Source organism: Nocardia neocaledoniensis (assembly GCF_003182135.1).
In the GTDB taxonomy this organism is placed as follows: Bacteria; Actinomycetota; Actinomycetes; order Mycobacteriales; family Mycobacteriaceae; genus Nocardia; species Nocardia neocaledoniensis.
Genome location: NZ_QGTL01000004.1, coordinates 151,767 through 171,498 on the forward strand (window position 1 = coordinate 151,767; position 19,732 = coordinate 171,498).

Annotated in this window: 16 protein-coding genes; 9 read left to right on the forward strand and 7 right to left on the reverse strand. The window is 71.0% G+C overall.

Annotation, left to right across the window (positions count from 1 at the left end):
* Position 1: 1 nt before the first annotated feature.
* From DFR69_RS34815 to DFR69_RS12685, 3 genes are all read right to left on the reverse strand, one after another.
* Positions 2-1,330 (reverse strand): DUF5685 family protein, encoded by a 1,329-nt coding sequence (locus DFR69_RS34815; protein ID WP_186817349.1) that lies wholly within the window; start codon positions 1,328-1,330, stop codon positions 2-4.
* Positions 1,331-1,448: 118 nt separating this feature from the next.
* Positions 1,449-2,048, reverse strand: a complete 600-nt coding sequence (locus tag DFR69_RS12680) for a TetR/AcrR family transcriptional regulator (protein WP_110037727.1) — start codon at positions 2,046-2,048, stop codon at positions 1,449-1,451.
* An 85-nt stretch (positions 2,049-2,133) separates the two neighbouring features.
* A complete protein-coding gene (locus DFR69_RS12685) occupies positions 2,134-3,309 on the reverse strand; it encodes a glycoside hydrolase family 3 N-terminal domain-containing protein (protein WP_110038252.1) in 1,176 nt (391 codons plus the stop codon).
* Positions 3,310-3,422: 113 nt separating this feature from the next.
* Between DFR69_RS12685 and DFR69_RS12690 the strand changes: the two genes are divergently transcribed.
* From DFR69_RS12690 to DFR69_RS12705, 4 genes are all read left to right on the forward strand, one after another.
* Positions 3,423-3,890 (forward strand): universal stress protein, encoded by a 468-nt coding sequence (locus DFR69_RS12690; RefSeq protein ID WP_110037728.1) that lies wholly within the window; start codon positions 3,423-3,425, stop codon positions 3,888-3,890.
* Between the two features lie 124 nt (positions 3,891-4,014).
* A complete protein-coding gene (locus tag DFR69_RS12695) occupies positions 4,015-5,124 on the forward strand; it encodes an isochorismate synthase (RefSeq protein ID WP_110037729.1) in 1,110 nt (369 codons plus the stop codon).
* A gap of 68 nt (positions 5,125-5,192) precedes the next feature.
* Complete coding sequence (locus tag DFR69_RS12700) at positions 5,193-5,363, forward strand: DUF2613 domain-containing protein (protein ID WP_022566695.1); 171 nt, start codon at positions 5,193-5,195, stop codon at positions 5,361-5,363.
* Entirely contained in the window at positions 5,323-9,537 is a 4,215-nt protein-coding gene (locus DFR69_RS12705) for an alpha-(1->3)-arabinofuranosyltransferase (RefSeq protein WP_244198268.1), read from the forward strand. Before DFR69_RS12700 ends, DFR69_RS12705 begins: the two co-directional genes overlap by 41 nt.
* Positions 9,538-9,589: 52 nt before the next feature.
* On the opposite strand, the gene DFR69_RS12710 is transcribed toward DFR69_RS12705, so the two are convergent.
* Positions 9,590-10,786 carry an acyltransferase family protein gene (locus tag DFR69_RS12710; protein WP_208643965.1) on the reverse strand — a complete coding sequence of 399 codons (1,197 nt, stop codon included), beginning with the start codon at positions 10,784-10,786 and terminating at the stop codon, positions 9,590-9,592.
* A 146-nt stretch (positions 10,787-10,932) separates the two neighbouring features.
* On the opposite strand from DFR69_RS12710, the gene pgfA reads away from it, so the two are divergent.
* Positions 10,933-12,123 carry a cell envelope lipid trafficking protein PgfA gene (gene pgfA, locus DFR69_RS12715; protein ID WP_110037730.1) on the forward strand — a complete coding sequence of 397 codons (1,191 nt, stop codon included), beginning with the start codon at positions 10,933-10,935 and terminating at the stop codon, positions 12,121-12,123.
* A 109-nt stretch (positions 12,124-12,232) separates the two neighbouring features.
* On the forward strand, positions 12,233-12,814 hold the full coding sequence (locus tag DFR69_RS12720) for a TetR/AcrR family transcriptional regulator (RefSeq protein WP_110037731.1): 582 nt from the start codon (positions 12,233-12,235) through the stop codon (positions 12,812-12,814).
* Between the two features lie 5 nt (positions 12,815-12,819).
* Here DFR69_RS12720 and DFR69_RS12725 read toward each other — a convergent pair whose 3' ends face one another.
* Positions 12,820-14,133: a polysaccharide biosynthesis protein gene (locus DFR69_RS12725; RefSeq protein WP_110037732.1), complete on the reverse strand. Its 1,314-nt coding sequence runs from the start codon at positions 14,131-14,133 to the stop codon at positions 12,820-12,822.
* Between the two features lie 188 nt (positions 14,134-14,321).
* On the opposite strand from DFR69_RS12725, the gene DFR69_RS12730 reads away from it, so the two are divergent.
* Both DFR69_RS12730 and DFR69_RS12735 read left to right on the forward strand, forming a co-directional pair.
* Complete coding sequence (locus tag DFR69_RS12730; RefSeq protein WP_186817510.1) at positions 14,322-16,283, forward strand: MmpA family trehalose lipid delivery protein; 1,962 nt, start codon at positions 14,322-14,324, stop codon at positions 16,281-16,283.
* Between the two features lie 36 nt (positions 16,284-16,319).
* A complete protein-coding gene (locus tag DFR69_RS12735) occupies positions 16,320-17,225 on the forward strand; it encodes an RpnC/YadD family protein (RefSeq protein WP_110037733.1) in 906 nt (301 codons plus the stop codon).
* A gap of 3 nt (positions 17,226-17,228) precedes the next feature.
* Here the strand turns inward: DFR69_RS12735 and DFR69_RS12740 are convergent, their stop codons facing one another.
* Positions 17,229-18,401: a glycosyltransferase family 4 protein gene (locus DFR69_RS12740; RefSeq protein ID WP_110037734.1), complete on the reverse strand. Its 1,173-nt coding sequence runs from the start codon at positions 18,399-18,401 to the stop codon at positions 17,229-17,231.
* 99 nt (positions 18,402-18,500) lie between these two features.
* Between DFR69_RS12740 and DFR69_RS12745 the strand changes: the two genes are divergently transcribed.
* Positions 18,501-19,301, forward strand: coding sequence for a class I SAM-dependent methyltransferase (locus DFR69_RS12745; RefSeq protein ID WP_110037735.1), 801 nt, complete (start codon positions 18,501-18,503; stop codon positions 19,299-19,301).
* On the opposite strand, the gene DFR69_RS12750 is transcribed toward DFR69_RS12745, so the two are convergent.
* Entirely contained in the window at positions 19,302-19,598 is a 297-nt protein-coding gene (locus DFR69_RS12750; protein WP_110037736.1) for a hypothetical protein, read from the reverse strand.
* Between the last annotated feature and the right edge of the window lie 134 nt (positions 19,599-19,732).

Consider the following 19,732-nt stretch of genomic DNA (forward strand, 5'->3'; position numbering starts at 1 on the left):
CCTAGCAGTTGCAGTCGCAGCTGCAGCAGTCGCCGCACCCGCAGTCCTCGCCGCAGCAGTTGCTACAGCAGTCACCGCAATCGCAGCAGTCGCCGCAGTCGCAGTGCTTGGCCCAGGCGTCCTTCTGCTCGCCGGTGCACGGGCTGGTGTGGTCGACACAGCACGCCACGCCCGTGCAGTAGACGCCCAGGATCAGCCCACCCGCCTTGAGCGGGCCGGGCCTCCTGGTCGGCCTGCGCCCGGGCGGGGACGGGAACTGGTACGGCGCATGCTGTTGCGCCGCGGGCGACGTGCGGCAGACATGGCCGACAGCGAGTCCGAGACCTTGCCCCAGGCGGCGCAGCAGCGCGGACAGCGGGTCGAGCAGGGCCCAGCGGACCGTGGGCAGCTGGTCCAGCTTCGCCTCGGCGGCGGCAGCGCGAATGCGGGACTCGCTCTCGCGCAACAGATCATAGGCGCGAGGCAGGTCGGTGCCGGTGGCCTCCAGCGGGTTGAACCGGCCACGCAGCCGATCGCGCTCCAGGTCGTCGATGGCGTCGGCAAGGTGCGCGATCCGGCCGACGTGGCGGCCGATCTCCGTCAGCGCCGCGACGTTCTCCGGACGACCGGCGAGCGTGGCGGTGTGGCCGAAAAGCGTTGCCGCGCAGAGCTGAGTCGGGCCGGTGAGTTCATCGAGCGTCACCGGCCGAGCCACTCCGGCGCCCCGCCACCGACCACCGGCCGCGTCGCTCGCGGCGGACCGATCATCGCGATCCAGCCCCGCCGACGACGCGTCGACACCGGGCTCGACCGGAGTCCGTCCCGTCAGCCCGGGCTGCGGTCGCGGCACAACCGAGTCACCATGAGCCGCAAGCGCTTCCAGTGCGGACTGGGACGCGATGGCGGCGAGGAGCGGGCGCACGTCGAGACCGATCCGGTCGGCCTGTGCCCGCGCGGCGGCAGACCAGTTGGCGGACACCCGGCGCATCGGCCGACGGGCCAGCCGTCCGGTGTCGCCGTCGTCGACGTGATCGCCGATCTTGGCTGCCCCCAACAACAATGAGGCCGTGGCGGCCAGCTGCACGCCGGGTGCGTTCGCCGCCACCACGGAGGCCCTGCGCATGCCGCGCAGCGGACACGGCCCGGCGGCGGTGCGCGAGACGGCGGCGCCGGACTGCGCCTCGGTGAGCACGCTGAGCACGATCGCGTCGGTGTTGGTCGCGGCGCGGGCCAGCTGACCCTGCCCGTCGCGCAGACCCAGGCACAGCCCGCACATGTGCGCCTGCCACTGCTGCGGATCGATGCCGTATTTCGTCGCACCGTGCGCACACGGCTTCAACACACCGAACATTGCCACCCCGTCTGTCGTGGAACTCCGGGGCGCCCGTCCGGTCCGACGACAGCCGCGCCTGCGCGCCCGCTGTCGAGCACGATGGCAGGTCGGACGAGCGCGAGCAAGCGCTGGCGGGCTATTCGGTCTTCTTGCGCCCGGCCAGACCGCGCCAGGCCAGATCGTCGAGCAGGTCGACGGCCTCGGCCACCTCGATCCGGCCGCCGGCGACCCGGTCGGCGATCGCCTCGCCCGCCCCGATCACCGCGGCCGCGACGACCTCGAAATTGGTGCCGGGATCGGCGTGCTTGGCACTGGATTCCAGCAGTTTCGCGGTGAGCTCGATGACGCGCTCGCGGGCGTTGTCGATTTCGGAGGCGAACGCTTGCTGGCCGATTGCCTGCCGGTAGAGCACCTGCCAGGACTGGCGATTGCGGTCGACGAAGTCGAGAAATCCCTCCAGCGCGGTGCGGACCTGCTCGTGTGGAGTCAGCTGCGGGTTGCCCGCGGGCGCGACGGCTTCGATGAAGCGCAGGCCCTCGCGCTGGATGCAGGCGCGGAACAGCTCGTCCTTGGAGCCGTAGTACAGGTAGAGCATGGGCTTGGAGATCTTGGCCTCGGCCGCGATCGCGTCCATCGAGGTGTCGTGGAAGCCCTTGCGCGCGAACACCTCGACGGCGGCATCGAGCATCTGCTGCTCGCGAACCGCCCGGGGAAGTCGCTTCGTCCCGCCCGCCATCCACTCTCCTACCGCAGGGTGAACTCCTATCTTACTCCAAGGTAAGTTCACCCGTGCCCATTTGCCGCACAGTCGCCGGACGGGCTCAGCAGCCCAGCGGCACGCCCTTGTAGCGCGCCATCCGCAAGACCGAGGCGTCGACCCGGTCGGCGGGCAGTTTGCCACCAGCCACCGACTGTTCCAAACGGTCGAGCACCTGCGGCACCGCGTCGGTGCTGATCCACAGGGCATTGTCGGCCCCGGCGACGAGGGCGGCCTCCACCGCCTCCTCGATCGACATGCGGGCGGTGATCGCCGCCATGCCGCCGAGATCGTCGGTGAAGATCGGGCCGTTGTACGGCGCGGCGCCGTAGCCGGTGCCCTCGCGCAGCAGCGACATCACCGCGGGACTGATGCTGGCCGGCACGTCGGGCTCGGTCAGGCCGGGCACGTCCAGGTGGCCCACCATCACCGCGGCGCCCGAGCCCACCAGGTTCCGGAACGGGACCAGGTCCTTATCCTGCAGCTCCGACAGCGGAGGCGTGCGGACCGCGCCGGTGTGCGAGTCACCCGAACCCGAGCCGTGGCCCGGGAAATGCTTGATGACCGACCCGAGGCCGACCTCGTTGGACGCGCGGATGTAGGCGGCGGCGTAGTCGGTGACGACCTGCGGGTCGTCGCTGTAGGAGCGGTCGCCGATGACGCTGTCGTCGGGCTGGCTGCTCACGTCGGTGTCCGGCGCGAAATCGACGGTGATGCCGAGGTCCTTCAGCGCCTTCGACCTGACCAACGTGTTCTGGTAGTGCTGCTCCGGCGTCTGCGTCTCGGCGACGACGCGGGCCGACGGCGCGGCGCCGATGACGTTCTTCGCCCGCGAGACGCGGCCGCCCTCCTCGTCGATGGTCACCATCAACGGCGCCTTGGCCTGCGCCTTGACCGCGTCCAGCGCGGACTTGTCCAGCAGGCTCGGGTCGGTCCAGCTGCCGACGAAGATGCCGCCGACCTGCTCGGTGCTCACCACGTTCGACGCGTCGGCCGCGCCGGTGATGCCGACGGTCAACAGCTGCGCGAGCTTCTCCCGCTGCGTGAACTTGGCGAGATAGTCCGTGCCGCAAGGGCTTTGGACCGGGGTGGCGGTCGCGGGCGACCCCTGTTCGCCCGCGACCGAGGTGGGGGCGCCGGTGCTGCTCGCCGCGGGGGTCGTCTCGGTGGACGAACCTCCCGAGCAGGCGGTGGCGACGGCTGCCAGGACTGCGAACACGACCACAGGCGATTTCCGCATGTGCTCCACGGTAGCCCCGTCGCGATCCGAACCGCCGAACCGGTTACCGATTGACGGGACCCCCATGGGGGTACCCTGTCCACAAAGACGCTGTACCAGCGCAGGAGGTCGTCATGGCTTGCGATCGGATGCTCATCGCCTACGACGGTTCCGAACACGCCAAGCGCGCCATCGAGTACGCGGGCCGCTTCCTCACCGCCGAGCGCGCGATCCTGCTCACCGCATGGGAACCGATGGTGCGCCAGGCCGCCCGCATCTCCGGGCTGGCCGGGGTGATGCAACCGGACTGGGTGCCCGACGAGGAGATCGAGGACATCGCCTACACCGATGCCCGCAAGATCAACGCCGAGGGCGTGCACCTGGCCAAGCTCGCCGGGATCACCGCCGAGGCGCGGACCGTCGAGTGCACGACCACGATCTGGAACGCGATCGTCGACTGCGCCGACGAACTCGACGTCGACATCATCGTCGCCGGAACGCGCGGCGCCACCGGGCTTCGCGCGCTGCTGCACAGCAGCGTCGCCGAGGCGGTGCTCAAGCACGGGCACCGGCCGGTGTTCCTGGTTCCGCCCGAACACTGAGAGTTCGGTCGCTGTCCGGCCGTCGGCGCCGTCGGCGGCGATATGGTCGGGACATGGACCGTCTCGCACCCGCGAACCCGGGACCGCGCGCGAACAGCGTCGGCTCGGCATCGGTCGGTGCCGCATGAACCGTTTCCTGCTGGCCCGCCCCGACGGCGTCCTGCGCGCCTCGGGGATGCGCGCGAGCTTCCCCGATCCACGCCGGGCCGCCGCGGCGCTGCGCAAATGGCCGACGGGTCCCGAGGTCGGCCCGAAGCTGATCGTCGGGGCGCTGCCGTTCGACCCCGGCGAGCCCGCCGCGCTCTGGCAACCCGAGTCGGCGCTGCACACGGCGGGCCCGTGGCGGCCCGCGGCGCTGCCCCCGCTGCCCGAGGTACGCGTGGTCGCGCAGCAGCCGAGCCCGGCCGAGCACATGGCCAGGGTGGCCGCACTGGTCGAGCGGCTCGGTGATCCGGCCGACGAGTTGCGCAAGGTGGTGGCCGCGCGATCGGTGGTGGTCGAAGCCGCGCAGCCGCTGGAACCGGAGGTGGTGGCAGGCCAGCTGCTGACCCGCCATCCGAGCGCGAGCGTCTACGCCGTCGACCTGACGGCGGCGGGACGGCCAGGCGAGACGCTGCTCGGGGCGACGCCGGAGGTGCTGGTCACCCGGCACGGTGATCGCGTCGGCCTGCATCCGTTGGCGGGCACCCTGCCCAGGCTCGCCGACCCGGCCGCCGACGCGGCGCAGGCGAAGGAGCTGCTGGCCAGCACCAAGAACCACGACGAGCACGCGTACGTGATCGACTGGATCCGCGAGCGGTTGACGCCGGTCTGCGCCGAGCTGAACATCCCGGACGGGCCCGAACTGCTCGGCACCGAACAGGTCTGGCACCTGGCCACGCCGATCCACGGCGTGCTGCGCGATCCCTCGACGACCGCGCTGGACCTGGCGTTGCTGCTGCACCCGACACCCGCCGTCAACGGCACGCCCTTCGCCGCCGCGCTGACCGCGATCACCACCGCCGAGCGGCGCGGTTTCTACGGTGGCGCGGTGGGCTGGTGCGCCGAGGACGGTGACGGCGAATGGGTCGTCGCCATCCGCGGCGCCGAGCTGTCGGCCGACCTGCGGACCCTGCGCGCGACCGCGGGTGGCGGGATCGTCGCGGCCTCCGAGCCGCGGGCCGAACTGGCCGAGACGACCGCCAAGTTCCGCACGCTGCTCGGCGCGCTGGGCTGCCGACTGCCCGAAGACTGACCCGCGGGCTCGGACCTGCTAGGTTGGCCCGAGTACCACCCCCACGTCGAGCCGAATTGGAGTGCGCGATGAAGTTTGCTGTTCCGGCTGTTGCCAGCGCGGTCGGCGGCGCCCTGCTGAGCGCTATCGCCGTCTTCGCGATCACGGCGGCGGTACAGCAGAACACCGCACCCTCGATCGACCGCAGCGGTGACAAGGATTCCTCGCTGCTCAACGCTCCTGAATACGGCAGCCGCTGAGCCGAAGGGCCGCGCGGCTCCACTGGGTTGGCGCTGGTTCGTCGGCTCGGTCGTCACCGCTTTCGTTCTCACGTTCGCGCAGGCCCCCGGCCTGACGGTCGCGGACACCAAGTACGACCTCGCGGAGAATCCGCTCGGCTTCCTCGCGCGCGCCTCCCACCTGTGGAGCAGCCAGGCCCCGATGGGCCAGGTGCAGAATCAGGCCTACGGCTACTTCTTCCCGCACGGCGCGTTCTTCGCCGCCGGTGACCTCCTGCACGTCCCCGCCTGGGTGACCCAGCGCGTCTGGTGGGCGCTGCTGCTGCTCGCCGGGTTCTGGGGCATCGTCAAACTCTGCGAGACGCTGGGAATCGGCTCGCGTGGATCGCGAGTGGTCGCGGGCATCGCGTTCGCGTTGTCGCCCCGGGTGCTCACCACGCTCGGTTCGATCTCCTCCGAGACGCTGCCGATGATGCTGGCGCCGTGGGTGCTCCTCGCGCCCGCCGCACTCGGTGTCGCCCTGCGAAATGGCACCCAGCCGGGTCGACGGGGTGGCGCGCATTCGCCGGCGGGCAGCGCGCTCGCGCTGGCGCTGATGGGGTCGGTGAACGCCGTCGCGACCGTGGCCGCGTTCCTGCCCGCCGCGCTGTGGTGGGCCTCGTACCGGCCGAATCGGCGGTGGTGGCGGTTCACCGCGGCCTGGATTCCGCTGCTGGTGCTGGCCACCTTCTGGTGGGTGGTGCCGCTGCTGCTGCTCGGCAAGGTGAGTCCGCCGTTCCTGGACTACATCGAGTCGTCCGGGGTGACGACGCAGTGGGCCTCGCTGGCCGAGGTGCTGCGCGGCACCGATTCCTGGACGCCGTTCGTCTCCCCCGAGCGCATCGCCGGCGCGGTGCTGGTGACCCAGCCCGCGGCCGTCCTCGCGACCGGGCTGCTCGCGGCGGCGGGGATGGCCGGGCTGGCGAAATCGTCCATGCCGTATCGCGGCCGCTTCACGCTGATCCTGTGCGTGGGGCTGGCCGGGATCTGCGCCGGTTACGTCGGCACACTCGGCGGGCCCTTCGCCGACACGGTGCGGGTGTTCCTCGATGCCGCGGGCGCGCCGCTGCGCAACGTGCACAAACTCGAACCGCTGATCCGGCTGCCGCTGGTGCTCGGCCTCGCCCACCTGCTCGGCCGGGTGGCGCTGCCCGCCTCGGTACCGATGCGGGAGTGGCGCAACAGCTTCGCCCATCCCGAACGGGACCGGCTCGTCGCCGTGGCCGCGCTGATCCTGGCCGCGCTCACCCTGGCCACCTCGCTGGCGTGGACCGGTCGACTCGCGCCGCGCGGCGCCTACGACCGGGTGCCCGCGTACTGGACCGACACCGCCGACTGGCTCGCCGACAACGCCGCCGACACCCGCGCGCTCGTGGTGCCCGGCGCGCCGTTCGGCAGCCAGATCTGGGGACTCACCCGCGACGAACCACTCCAGGCCCTGGCGAGCACGCCGTGGGCGGTGCGCGACTCGGTGCCGCTGAATCCGCCGGGCACCATCCGCGCGATGGACTCGGTGCAGCGGCTCATCGCCGACGGCAGGCCGTCGACCGGCCTCGCCGCCACCCTGGCCGACCAGGGCATCGGGGTGCTGGTGCTGCGCAACGACCTCGACCCCGAGACCTCGCGCTCCACCCGGCCGATGCTGGCGCACCGGGCGATCGAGGGCTCGCCGGGGCTGACCAAGGTGGCCGAGTTCGGCGACCTGATCGGGCCGCGCGCGGCCGATACGGGGCTGGTCGTCGACAACGATCTGCAGCCGTCGTATCCGGCGATCGAGATCTATCGGGTCGAGGTGCCGTCACCCGGGACGCCGACACAGGTGCGCTCCGGCACCGGCGCCCCGCCCGGATTCCCCGGCGCCTACACCGTTCCCCTCGCCACCGTTCCCGTCGTCCACGGTGGCCCCGAGGTGCTGGAGCGGGTACGCCGCGACGCCGGAAACCCCACGGCGCCCGTGCTTCTCACGGCCGACGCCGCGCGCGCCGGGCTGCCCACCGAGCCCGTTCTCGTCACCGATACGCCGATGGACCGCGAGTCCGACTTCGGCCGGGTCGACAACCACAACTCCGCCGTGCGCGCCGCCGACGACGCGCGCCGCACGCACAACCTGGTGCCCGACTACCCGGTCGAGGGCACCCCGCTGGTGCGCGGCGAGTGGTCGGGGGCGAAGGTCACCGCGTCGAGTTCGGCCGCCGACGCGACGCAGATCGGTGGCGCCGCGCCCGGCAGTTCCACCGCCGCCGCCGTCGACGGCGATCCGAGCACCGCGTGGATCAGCAACGGCGCCGAACCCGCGCTCGGGCAATGGATCCGGCTCGACCTCGACGAGCCGATCAACTCCGGCTCCTTGCGGTTCACCACCACGGCCGCCGCGCTGGGCGACCCGGTGAAATGGGTGGAGGTGCGGACCTCGCGCGGCACGGTGTCGGCGCGGATCACCGAACCCGGCGCGCCCGTGAACGTCGCGCTGCCCGCAGGCAAGACCGACTGGGTGATGATCACCGCAGCGCGCACCGAAACAGGTACCGCCGGTGGGCAATTCGGGATCAGCGAACTCACCCTGGACGACTACACCGTGCGCGACGCGCCGACCAGGGTCGACATCCGGCACCGCGTGGTCCTGCCCGACCTCCCGGCGGGCACCACCATCACCGGATGGGATCTGGGCCAGGAATTCCCCGGTCGCAGCGCCTGTTTCGACGGCCCGATCCGCGTGCACTGCAGCAAGGGGCTGGGACTGCCCGCCGAGGAGCCCGGCGTCTTCAACCGGACCCTCGCCGTCCCCGAGCCGCTCACGGCCGCGGCCGACCTGACCGTCCGCACCAGGCCGGGCCCCGCGCTGGAGGCGCTGCTCACCGACCACGCCCGCCCCGTCGCGCGCGGCAAGGCCGATGTCGCCGACCTGCGCGGCGCCGCGTTCGCCGCCACCGACGGCGATCCGAAGACCACGTGGACCGCGCCGGAGGAGACCGTCCGCGGTCTCGCGGGCGCCAAACCGACACTGGTGCTGGAGCTTCCGGAGCCCACCGAGGTGAACGGGCTCGACCTCACCACCGCGCTCGGCGGCCTCCCGGCCACCGCCACCTCCGTCGCGGTGAACCTGGGCAACGGTCCGCAGGTGCGCGAACTGCCCGAGCGCGAGCACGGTGAGCCGGCGCGGATCTCGTTGCACCCCACCGTCACCGATCGCGTCGAGATCAGCATCCAGACCTGGAACGAGGTGCTCGACCGCACCGCGCTCGGCTTCGTGCTCACCCAGCCCGCCGGGCTCGCCGAGGTGGAGGTGCTCGGGCCCGGGTACCCGGCGCCCGCGCCGGGCGACCGGCTGGTCACCATCGGCTGCGAGGCCGGTCCGGTACTGGCGATCGGCGGCCGCACCGTCCACACCACCATCACCGCCACCGCCGACGAACTCCGCTCCGGCGCACCGGTTTCCGCGCGCCCCTGCGCCGAGGACGCGGCCGACATCGAACTGCTGCCCGGGCATCCCGACCTCACCGTCGCGCCCACCGAACTGTTCACGGTCGACCGGCTGCGGCTGATCCGCACCGACCCGATCGCGCCTGTCCCCGCCGTCACCGATCCCGGCACGCGGCTGCTGGTGCTGCCGCTCAGCACGAATGTCGGCTGGCAGGCGCACACCGCCGACGGACGGGAACTGGCGCCGATCGTCGTCGACGGATGGCAGCAGGGGTGGATCCTGCCCGCGAACGCGCAGGGTGAGGTCACCGTGTCGTTCCCCGCCGACCGGTGGTACCGGCTGGCCATCTTCGGCGGGCTGCTCCTGCTGATCCCGCTGGTGCTGCTGGCGATTCCGCGACGCGGCAAGGAGCACGACCTGGGCCCGGCACCGGTGACCTGGGGTGTTCGATGGGCCGGTGCGGTCGGTCTCACCGGCGTGATCGCCGTCGTCTCCGGGCCGATCGGGGCCGTGCTCACGCTGATCACGCTGGGCTGCGCGCACTTCCGGCCGGTTGTCACGGCGCGGGTGCTGCCGTGGGTTGCCGGGCTCGGGACGTTGATCTCCGCCGCGGCGCTGTCGACGGGGCCGTGGCGGTCGGGGGTGCCCTATATGGGCGGGTCGCTGTGGGCGCAGGCGCCCGCGGTCATCGCGGTCGTCGCGGTGGGGGTCGCGGCATTGCCGCGTCGACGCTGACGCCTTCGACCGGCGCCGGGCCGAGCGGCCCATCCCGGCCCACCGGGCAGCCTTACGGCGCGGACGCCTCCAGTGCCGCCGCCTCCACGCTCCGGCGGGAGCGGCGGGCGGCCGCGGCCTTGTCCCAGCGACGGGCCAGGCGCCGTGCCGGGTCCTCGATCAGCGCGAAGCTCGCGGCGGCCAGCGGCATGGTCAGGCCGACGGTGAGCACGAGAACGTAGACGAAATGGCCGCTGAACGGGAGCAGGCTGAACACCGGGAAGACCATGGTGAGCACGACCAGGTGCCACAGGAAGATGCCGTAGGACCAGCGGCCGATGGTCAGCGCGGTCGCGGATTCCAGCCAGCGGTGCGGCGGGGCGTCGGCGGGACGCAGGACCAGCGGGGCGAGCAGGCCGAACCCGATGATCATGCCGAGCAGCATCTTCACCGCGTACTGCCACGGCTGGGCGCGTTCGAGTCCGCCGGGACCGCCGAACTCGGTCGCCGAGAGCAGGAACGCGAGCGCGGCCAGCGCCCACATCAGCGGCTGGGACGAGCACAGCCGCACCCACCAGGCGCCGGGCCGGATCTGATAGATCAACTCGGCGAGCACCATGCCCGCCGCGAACCACGGCAGATATCCGGGCAGCCAGTTGTCGGCGTGGATCGCGTCCGGGGTCGGCACCGGCCACAGGTTCCAGGTCAGGCTCACCGCGATCAGCGCGCCGAGCGCGGGCACCCGCCGGCGCGCCGCGCGCCCACGCAGCCGCACGACCAGCCAGGCCAGCAGCGGCAGCACCAGGTAGAAGGCAACCTCCACCGACAGGCTCCACATCTGGGTGAGGCCGTCGGTGAGCGTCAGCGGCACGAAGACCTGCAGCAACAGCAGATTCGACACCCACACGCGCAGGTTCGCGTGCTGGGCCGCGCTGGGCAGCAGCACCAGCACGAACACCACGACGACCCAGTACGCGGGCATGATCCGCATCAGGCGATGCAGCAGATAGCGAGCGGTCGACGGCGCGGACCCGAGCCCACGCGCCACCGCGGCGTGCGGCCGCCACAGCAGGAAACCCGACAGCGCGAAGAACACCGCGACGGCCATGTCGAAGCGTTCCAGGATCGGTCCGAGCACCGGGATCCGGCCGGTGCCGGTCTGGAAGGCGACGTGGGTCACGACGACACCGAGCGCCGCCATTCCGCGCATGCCCTCCAGGGCGGGAATGAAGGTGCGCGGTGGCGTCACGGGGGCGGTCACGGTCGTCATCGGGGTCCAGTCTGCCCTGTCGGCGATTTACGGGGCTCACCACGGCACTCGGCGCGGTCGGGCTGTTAGTGTCGGGGCTCACGAGGGCCTAGGGTGCAATACCAGACCACCGGAGGATCCGTGTTCGAACGACGAGGAGAGTTTGCATGGCACTGAGTGCCGGTACCAGAAGGACGGTCGCCTGCGTGCTCGTGGGTCTGGGCGCGGCATTACTCGTCGCCGCGCTGATGATCCCCACCTACACGGTGAGCAAAGTCGCCAAGACTCCGCTCGACCTCGAGATCACCACCATCGCGCAGAATCAGCCGGGCGAAGACAGCCTCGTGCTCGATTCCAAGTCGCTGACCACCGGTGATGGTCCCGCCGTCGTGAACAAGGACGTGCCGCTGATCTCGCAGCGCTTCGTCACCGTCGAGGAGCCCTCCGACGCCGACCAGATGACGCTGCAGGCGGGCCAGACGCTGCGCCGCACCGACGTGCAGGGCGACACCGGCCTGCTCACCGCGAGCATCGACCGCGTCACCATCGACCGCAAGACCGGCATGCCGGTCGACACCGATCCCAACGGGTCGATCGCGGTCACCGTGAACAAGGACGGCAGCGTCATGGAGCCGGTGCAGCACACCGGCATCGGCTACCGCTTCCCGATCGGCACCGAGAAGAAGACCTACCCGTACTTCGACATCAACGTGCGAAAGTCCTTCGACGCCAACTTCATCGAAGAGACCGAGATCAACAGCACGAAGGTCTACCACTTCCAGATGACCGCGCCGGTCACGAGCACCTGGGACGTCGTGCAGTCGCCGACCAACCGGCTGACCCTGCCCGCCGCGAAGTGGGGCGTCACCGACGTGCCCGCCGACACCCCGGTCACCATGACCCGCTTCTACACCAACGTGCGTGACCTGTGGGTCGAGCCGCAGACCGGCACCGTCATCAAGGGTGGCGAGTCGATCCACCTGTTCTACGGCCGCGCGGCCGACAAGCCCGAGGTGACGGCGCTCAAGTCGCACATCGTGTTCGACGAGGCCACCGTGGAGTCGCAGATCGCGATCGCCAAGGAGAACACCGACAAGCTGTCGCTGTTCGGCCGCGTGGTGCCGATCGTGCTCGGCGTGCTCGGTGTGATCGCGCTGCTGGCCGGCCTGTTCTTCGGCCTGCGCGGCGGGAGTGCGCCCGCGCACGCGGGGGGCCCGCGCGGTGGCCGTCCGACGCCGGCGCCCACCGCCGCCGAGGGCAGCTCGCGCTACGAGGGCGACGACGCGCCGACCACGCAGTTCACCCGCGGTGACTACGACGCGCCGACCGAGCAGATCGACGTGAACAAGCGTCCCTGACGACGCCGATCAGCGAACGGCCCCGGTCATCGACCGGGGCCGTTCTCGTCGGCCAGTAGTCGCACATACGTGACCAATCGGTCGAAATAGTGCTTGGTATCCTCGAAAAATGCCGCGCACCAAAGAATTCGATCCCGAGGTGGTGCTCGACCGCGCTCTCGATCTGTTCTGGCAGCGTGGCTACGAGACCACCTCGCTCGCGGATCTCACCGAGCATCTCGGGATCGCCAGGGGCTGCATCTACGCGACCTACGGCAACAAGCACGATCTGTTCATGAAGGCGCTGCAACGACATCTGGAGATCGTCGACGCGCGGATCACCGTGGCGCTGTCGAGGCCGGGTCCGGCCCTGCCCGCGGTCACCGCGCTGATCGACGAGTTCGTGCGGGATTCGTGCACGCCGGACCGGTTTCTCGGCTGCCTGGTGACCACCGCGGCGGTCGAGTTGGCCGCCCGCGACCCCGACGTCGCCCGGCTGGTCGAATCCAGCTGGGCCAGAACCGAATCCGCGTTCGCCTCGGCGCTCGCCCGCGCCGTGGCACAGAGAGAACTGCGACCCGATGCCGACCCGCGCGCCATGGCACGGTTCCTGCTGGTGTTCTTCCAGGGCGTGTGGGTGCTCGAGCGCGCGCCCGATTCCGCGGCGCGACTTCGTGATGCGGCGCGCGTGGCGAAGTCCGTCCTCGTCTGAATCGTTTACGAGAACGATCGGTCAGATATCGCGGGGTCGGCGGCGGGCGTGCCGCGCCCGGCGGTTCGTAAGACCACGAGCGCGACGAGCACGGTGGTCACGGCGGCCACCGAGACCGCGGTGGTGATGAGAGTGCCGATCGAATCGGCGAGGGTGAGCATCAGGGCCACTTCCACCGCCAAGCCGAGCCAGGTCAGGGTGGCCAGCGCGGTGCGCTCGACCGCGATCGCGGACAGCAGCGCGCCCTGGAGGACCGCGAGAATCGCGCCGTGCAGGGCGAACACCCACAGCATGCTCTGGATGGGCGCGTAGTCCCGGCCCGCGAACAGCGGCGCGAGCGGTGCGGCCACCGCGGCGCCGAGCACCGCGACGACGCCGATCAGCGACAGCACCGAGAGCGCGTCCCGGATCGCCCGTCCCGAATGCGCGGCCTGCGCCATCCGCGGATACAGGACGACGCCCACGGCCTGCGGAAGCCAGAAGGCGATCTTGGTCGCGACGGTGCCGAGGGAGTACTGGCTCGCCTCGGTGTCGTCGAGGACGATGCGGACGACGATCAGGTCCGCCGAGGACAGCGCCATCAGCGCGGCCTGGACCTGGACCGCGCGCAACACGGGCAGGACACCGATCCTGTGCTTCGGTTCCCCTGCCGGATTCGTGGTCGGATCGCCGCCGCGCCGCCTCGAGGCCATGGCTGGATCGGCTCCATCCCCCCTCGAGTTCGCGGCCGTCTCGCTCCCGCGGCCCGTCGAGTCCGCCCCCGCATTGGGCCCGGACGTGCGGCCCGGCGAAGAGGTCGCGCGAGTCGTGCGGGCGATGCGACCAGCGACGAACGCGGCGCAGACGATGCCCGCCGCGGCGGCCCAGAGCGCGCCCGCCGCGCCGCCGCCGAGGACGAGGGCGATCAGCGCGGGGGCGACGCGGGCCGTCCCCGCGAGCGCCAGGACGGCGGCCAGCGCTCGGAAATGGTTGCCGCCCTGCAGAATTCCCTGTTCACCGGAGAGCACCACCAGGGCAGGCGCGGCGCCGAGGGCAGCGGCCGCGGCCCATACGCCCACGTGTAGCACCCCGGCGACGACCGGGACGAGCACCACCGCGACGGCGGCGACCAGCGCGGCGCACCGCCACTGCATCGCGCGGACCGCGCGGATGTCCGCGCCGTGCACCACCTCGCGCGCCACCACGTTCTGCATGGCCAGCGCGGGCACCGCGCACAGCAGCTGCACGGCGAGCAGGCTCGCGAACTCGCTGAATCCGGCGACGCCGAGCCAGCGACTGGCGAGCAGCTGCAGCAGATACCCGGCGACGTTGGCGGTCATCGCGCCAGCCGTCACCCAGGTCAGGTCAGCAACGACAGGGGGGCGACGGACCGAGGACACGCCTCATCGTCGCACCTCGCTCCGCCGCGCATCAGCACAACCCCAAAAATGTGAGTCCGACCGGACTCACCTTGGCGCCGACGGGCGCCACCCCCACCCGTGCACACCAGAACGTAAGGTGCAGTGACGTGACGAGAAGTGGGCGAGCGAGGGCCTGGGTGGCCGGGTACTGCGCCGTGCTCGCGCTGATGATCGTCGGTCCGCTGGCCGGCTCGGGATATCTGCTGCTCCGCGACGCCGTGAGCACCCCCCGCTCCCATCTCACCGACTCCGCCCTCGGCCTCGGCGCCGCCGCACCCCGCGCCGTCCCCCAGGACGCGCTGCTCGCGACCCTGTCGCCCCTGGTCGACGGCGGCCTCCTCGTCAAAGCCATCCTGATCACCGCCCTCTGGGCGGCGGGCTACGGCGCCGCCGTCCTCACCCGCGAGTTCCTCGCCGCCCCCACCCCCGCCCAACTGGTCGCCGCCACCCTCGCCCTCTGGAACCCCTTCGTCGCCGAGCGCCTCCTCCAGGGCCACTGGAGCCTGCTCGCCGGCTACGCCGCCCTCCCCTGGACCGCTGTCGCCGCCTCCCGCATCCGCCGGTCCACGGCGCGGGCGGCTGGGGAGGGATTCCGTGGGGCGGTGGGCGGGTGGGCGGCGCTCGTGGCGGGTTTCGCTGCGGCCGGGTTGACGCCGACCGGGTCGTTGCTGGCCGCCGTGGTGGGGTTGGCGCTGGTCGGGCGGCGGGCGTTTCTGCCTGCTGCCGGGTTGTGGATCGTCACGTGCGCGCCCTGGCTCACCGCTACGGCGCTGGGGTCGGGGGCGGAGCCGTCGGATCCGGCGGGGGTGTCGGCATTCGCGGCGCGGGCGGAGCCGTGGCTCGGAACGCTGGGCAGCCTGGCGGGGCTGGGCGGGATCTGGAACAGCGAGGCCGTCCCGACCACGCGCACGACGCCGCTGGCCTTCCTCGGCACCGTGCTCCTGCTCGCGATCGTGGCCCTGGGTGTGCGCGCGGTGTGGGCGCTCGAGCGCGACGGCCGCACCCTGCTGATCATCGCGGCCGCGGCGATCCTGCTGCCCGCCCTCGGCGCGACCGGCCCCGGACTCGCGCTCGGCAAGTGGCTCGTGGTCCACGTCCCCGGCGCCGGACTCCTGCGCGACACCCAGAAGTACGTCGCCCTCGCGATGCCCGCCTACGCCCTGTGCGCGGCCGCAGCCGGTCAGACCGTCCTCACCTGGATCCGCCGATTCTCCAGCGAACCTGCTGTCCCCGTTCGTGATCCCGAAGTCCGCGACAACACAGCACATCACAACGGCATCGAACGTATGACTAACGCCGGTAGCGAATTCACCCGAGCCGACGACGCGCGTACGACGAGCGCGATGGAGAACAGCAAGGGCCACGAGGAAACTCGTCCCGGCACCGGCGAGCCGAGCGTCGCGCCGACGCAGCGTACCGCGGCCGGAATGTCCGGCGTCGCGGCACTTTTCATCGTCCTGCTGATTCTTCCGCTGGCCGACCTGGCCTGGGGAATCGGCGGCGCGATGCGGCCGGTGCACTACCCGGGCGGATGGGAAGAGGTCGCCGAGCGCATCGATTCTCCCGGCGATGTCGCAGTCCTTCCCACGGGAATGTTCCGCGTATTCCCCTACAGCGGAACAGCACCCGTCCTCGACCCTGCCCCGCGCATTCTCCCCAACGACGTCCTCCAGACCGGCGAACTCCTCGTCCGTGGCCACGCCGTCACCGGCGAAGGCAACCGCGCCCGCACCGTCGAGGAAGCCCTGATCCAAGGCGCCCCCTCCGGCACCCTCGCCGACCTGGGCGTCGGCTGGATCCTCGTTGAACGCACCACCCCCGGTCCGCGCGGCGATTCCGAAAAAACCCTGTCCACAACAGAACTCGTCTACGAGGACCCCGACCTGGCCCTCTACCGAATCCCCTCCCCCACCCTCCGCGACACCGCCACCCCCGCCCAACGCCGAATCTCCACCGCCGCCCACCTCCTCTGGGCCACCACCCTCCTCGCCGGCCTCATCACCGCCGCCCTCCCCCGGAGTGTCCCCCGGCGCGCCGCCCGCATGTCCCCGAACACGCCGACCGAATAGAACACCAGTGCGAGAACCGATCTATGTTCTCTCGCTATGGTCAGCTCACAGCACGAGGCGACGCACCGGATCTTCCGGCACGACGCGGGCACCTTCGCCCGCGCGTTCCGCACGCTTGGCCTGCCGTTCGGCGAACCGACAGAAGTCGAGCAGCTCTCCGTCGACCTCACCGAAATCCAACCGATCGAACGCCGCGCTGACGCCGTCCTACGTATCGTCACCGCGGATTCCACCTTTCTGCTCGTAGTCGAGTCACAGGGCCGACGCGACGACACCCGACCGGCAGCATGGTCGTACTACCTGACCTTCTTGCAGGCGAAGTACGACCTCCCTGTCGTCCTGGTCGTGGTCTGCCGGGGCGCCGCCACCGCCGAATGGGCGGCCGGCCCACTACAGCTCGGCCACCCGCTATGGCCCTGCCTGACTCTGCGGCCACTCGTTCTCGGCCCGCACAACGTCCCCGCGGTCACAGAGGTCGCAGTCGCCGTCGACGACCTGCCCCTAGCCGTTCTGTCCGCGATCACGCATGCCACCCGTCCGAGCATCGGTGCGATACTGGAAGCGCTGGCAGAGGCGCTGCACCTCGTCGGTGATCGCGATGATGCCCAGATTTACGCCGAGCTTGTCGAACTTGGCCTCGATCGCACGCGAGGCGCCGAGATCTGGAGGAAACTGATGTCTGTGGATCTGTCGTTCTTCCGCTCCGAGACCTCGCGACGTCTGCGCGCCGAGGGTCGCGAGCAGGGGCTCGAGAAGGGTCTGGCAGAAGGCCGGGATCGGGGCATTGCCGACAGCATCCTGCGGATTCTCACCAGGCGCGGGATCACCGTGTCAGTGGCTGCCGAGGCCAGGATTATTTCGTGCCATGACAGGGATCAGCTGACGGACTGGCTGGATCGGGCGATCACGGTGGGGACTGTCGAGGAGATGTTCGCCGACTGACGGTCAGGGCTGTGTCGACGTCTGGGTTACCAGGCCGGTGACGAAGCGGCCGGTGGCGGCGGCGGCCAACACCTCGTGGACGCCGGAACCTGTTTGTTCCCAGGAGAACTCGTGGGCGCGGGCGCGGGCCTTCTCGCCCATCATGTGGCGGGTCTCGGGGTCGGCGAGCAGGTCGCCCGCGGCGGCGGCCAGGGCGGGGGCGTCGTCGACGAGCAGTCCGGTGACGCCGTCGACGATGGAGTCGGTGAGGCCGCGGGAGCTGCGGTAGCCGATGGTGGGGACGCCGTGCTGGGCCGCCTCGATGACGGCCAGACCCCAGCCTTCCTTGCGCGAGGGCATCACGTGCACCCACGCGGTGGACAGGATCTCGTGCTTGCGACGCTCGTCGACGTGCCCGTGGAAGGTCACCGCGTCGGCGATGCCGAGCCCGTCGGCGCAGGCCCGCAGGTTGGGCGCCCACCAGCCGTCGCCGATGACGTCGAGGTGCACGTCGGGGAAGCGGGTGCGCAGGGCGGCGACGGCGGTCAGCGCGTCCTCGATCTGCTTGTGCGGAACCAGCCGCGACAGCACGGCGAGGCGGGGGTGGGTGGCGCGGGTGTCGTCGCCGCCGGGGACCACGCCGGCGGGTACCGGCTCGGCGCCGTTGCGCACGACGGCGATGCGCTCGCGATCCACCCCGAGCACGGCCAGTTCCTCGGCCGAAGGCAGCGACACGGTGAGGTACTGGTTGTCGCGGTGCACCCGCGGCGACAGGCGCGACTCGATCCACCAGCCGACCCGCCCGACCAGCTTGCCCGCCACCGGCCACTGCTCACGGTGCCCGTGGTGCACCAGCACCACCGACGGCACGCCAGTGGCCGCGGCGAAGAAGGGGATGCCGTTCTGGGTGTCGATCACGACGTCGGGCCGTACCCCGCGCAGCGGCCCGAAACCGAGCCGACCTGCGACGATGGCGGCGAGAGCGCGCGGGTAGACGGTGAAGCGCCCGCCCGCGCGGCTGATGTCGATCCCATCGATGCGCTCCCGGCGCGGCGCGCCCGGATAACCGGCCGTGCGCAGGGTGACCTTGATGCCGCGCGCGGCCAGCTGGGCGCCGACCTGCTCCAGATACCGTTCGCTGCCGCCGCCCTGCGGGTGCCCTGTGTCACGCCAGCACAGCAGGAGGACTTCACGCACGGTCGGGCTCGCAATCGGTTCGGTCGAGGACAAAGGTCGGGCACCACACTAGCGGGTGTGGTCTGCGCTACACAGCGCACTGCCCATAAACTCCTCGCCGTGCCGACCGCATCCCCGCCGACGACCGAGCGGCCCGTCCAGCGTCGCGACCAGCCCAGGTTCGCGCGCCGCGCCTCCCTGCGCCGCTCCCTGCGCCTGCTCACCAGCTTCCGGTTCGAGCAGTCCGACCCGGCCAGGTTCTACGGCGGCATCGCGACCGACAGCGCCGACCTGATCGGCGACTTCTACGCCGACATCACCGGCACCGACCTCACCGGCACGGTGGTCCTCGACGTCGGCGGCGGTCCCGGCTACTTCGCCGACGAGTTCACCACGGCGGGCGCGCGCTACGTCTCGGTCGAGCCCGATCCGTCGGAGATGCACGCGGCGGGCCTGCGGGTGTCGGGTTCGGTGCGCGGGTCCGGCATGGCATTGCCGTTCCGCGACAACGCTTTCGACGTCTGCTTCTCCTCGAACGTGGCCGAGCACGTGCCGCACCCGTGGGTGATGGCGGAGGAGATGGTGCGGGTGACCAAGCCCGGCGGCCTCATCGTGTTCTCGTACACGGTGTGGCACGGACCGTTCGGCGGGCACGAGACCGGCCTGTGGCACTACCTCGGTGGCGAGTACGCCGCGCGCCGGTATCGCCGCAAGCACGGTCACGAACCGAAGAACAGGTTCGGCCGATCGCTGTTCGCCGTGACCGCGGCCGACGGGCTGCGCTGGGCGGCAACGACATCAGCCGACGTACGGACGGTGTTCCCCCGCTATCACCCGCGGTGGGCCTGGTGGCTTGTTCGAGTTCCGGTGATCCGCGAGCTACTGGTGAGCAACCTGGTGGTCGTGGCCACCAAGGGCTGATCAGGCCAGCCAGCTCAATCGACGCGACCTGCGCACCGGCGCGGGTAGCGTGCTGGCCCAAGGCGATTCCTGAATCGCCAACCCGACGGTCTCCAAGGTGGTCAGCCCGACCTGATCGGCTAACGCCCCGACCATGGCGACCGCCTCAGCGGCCTGGATGGCGGCAGTTGCCTGCTCGATCGTGAGCGTGCGGCCCGGCAGGAATGACACAACCCATCCCCCGCTGCCCACACTCTTCGCTTGATGGTCGGTCTGGTCGCTGGTCATCAACGATCGGCCGATCACTTGCACAGCCATGAGTCGATCTCCCCAATTCGCTGTAAAGGTCCGATGAATCGAGCGAGCTGATCAGTAGCTAAAGCATCCCCTTTTCAACAACAGAACGCAATAGTGCGTTTACCCGGGAAGCGAACCGACAGGTTGGAATTCAC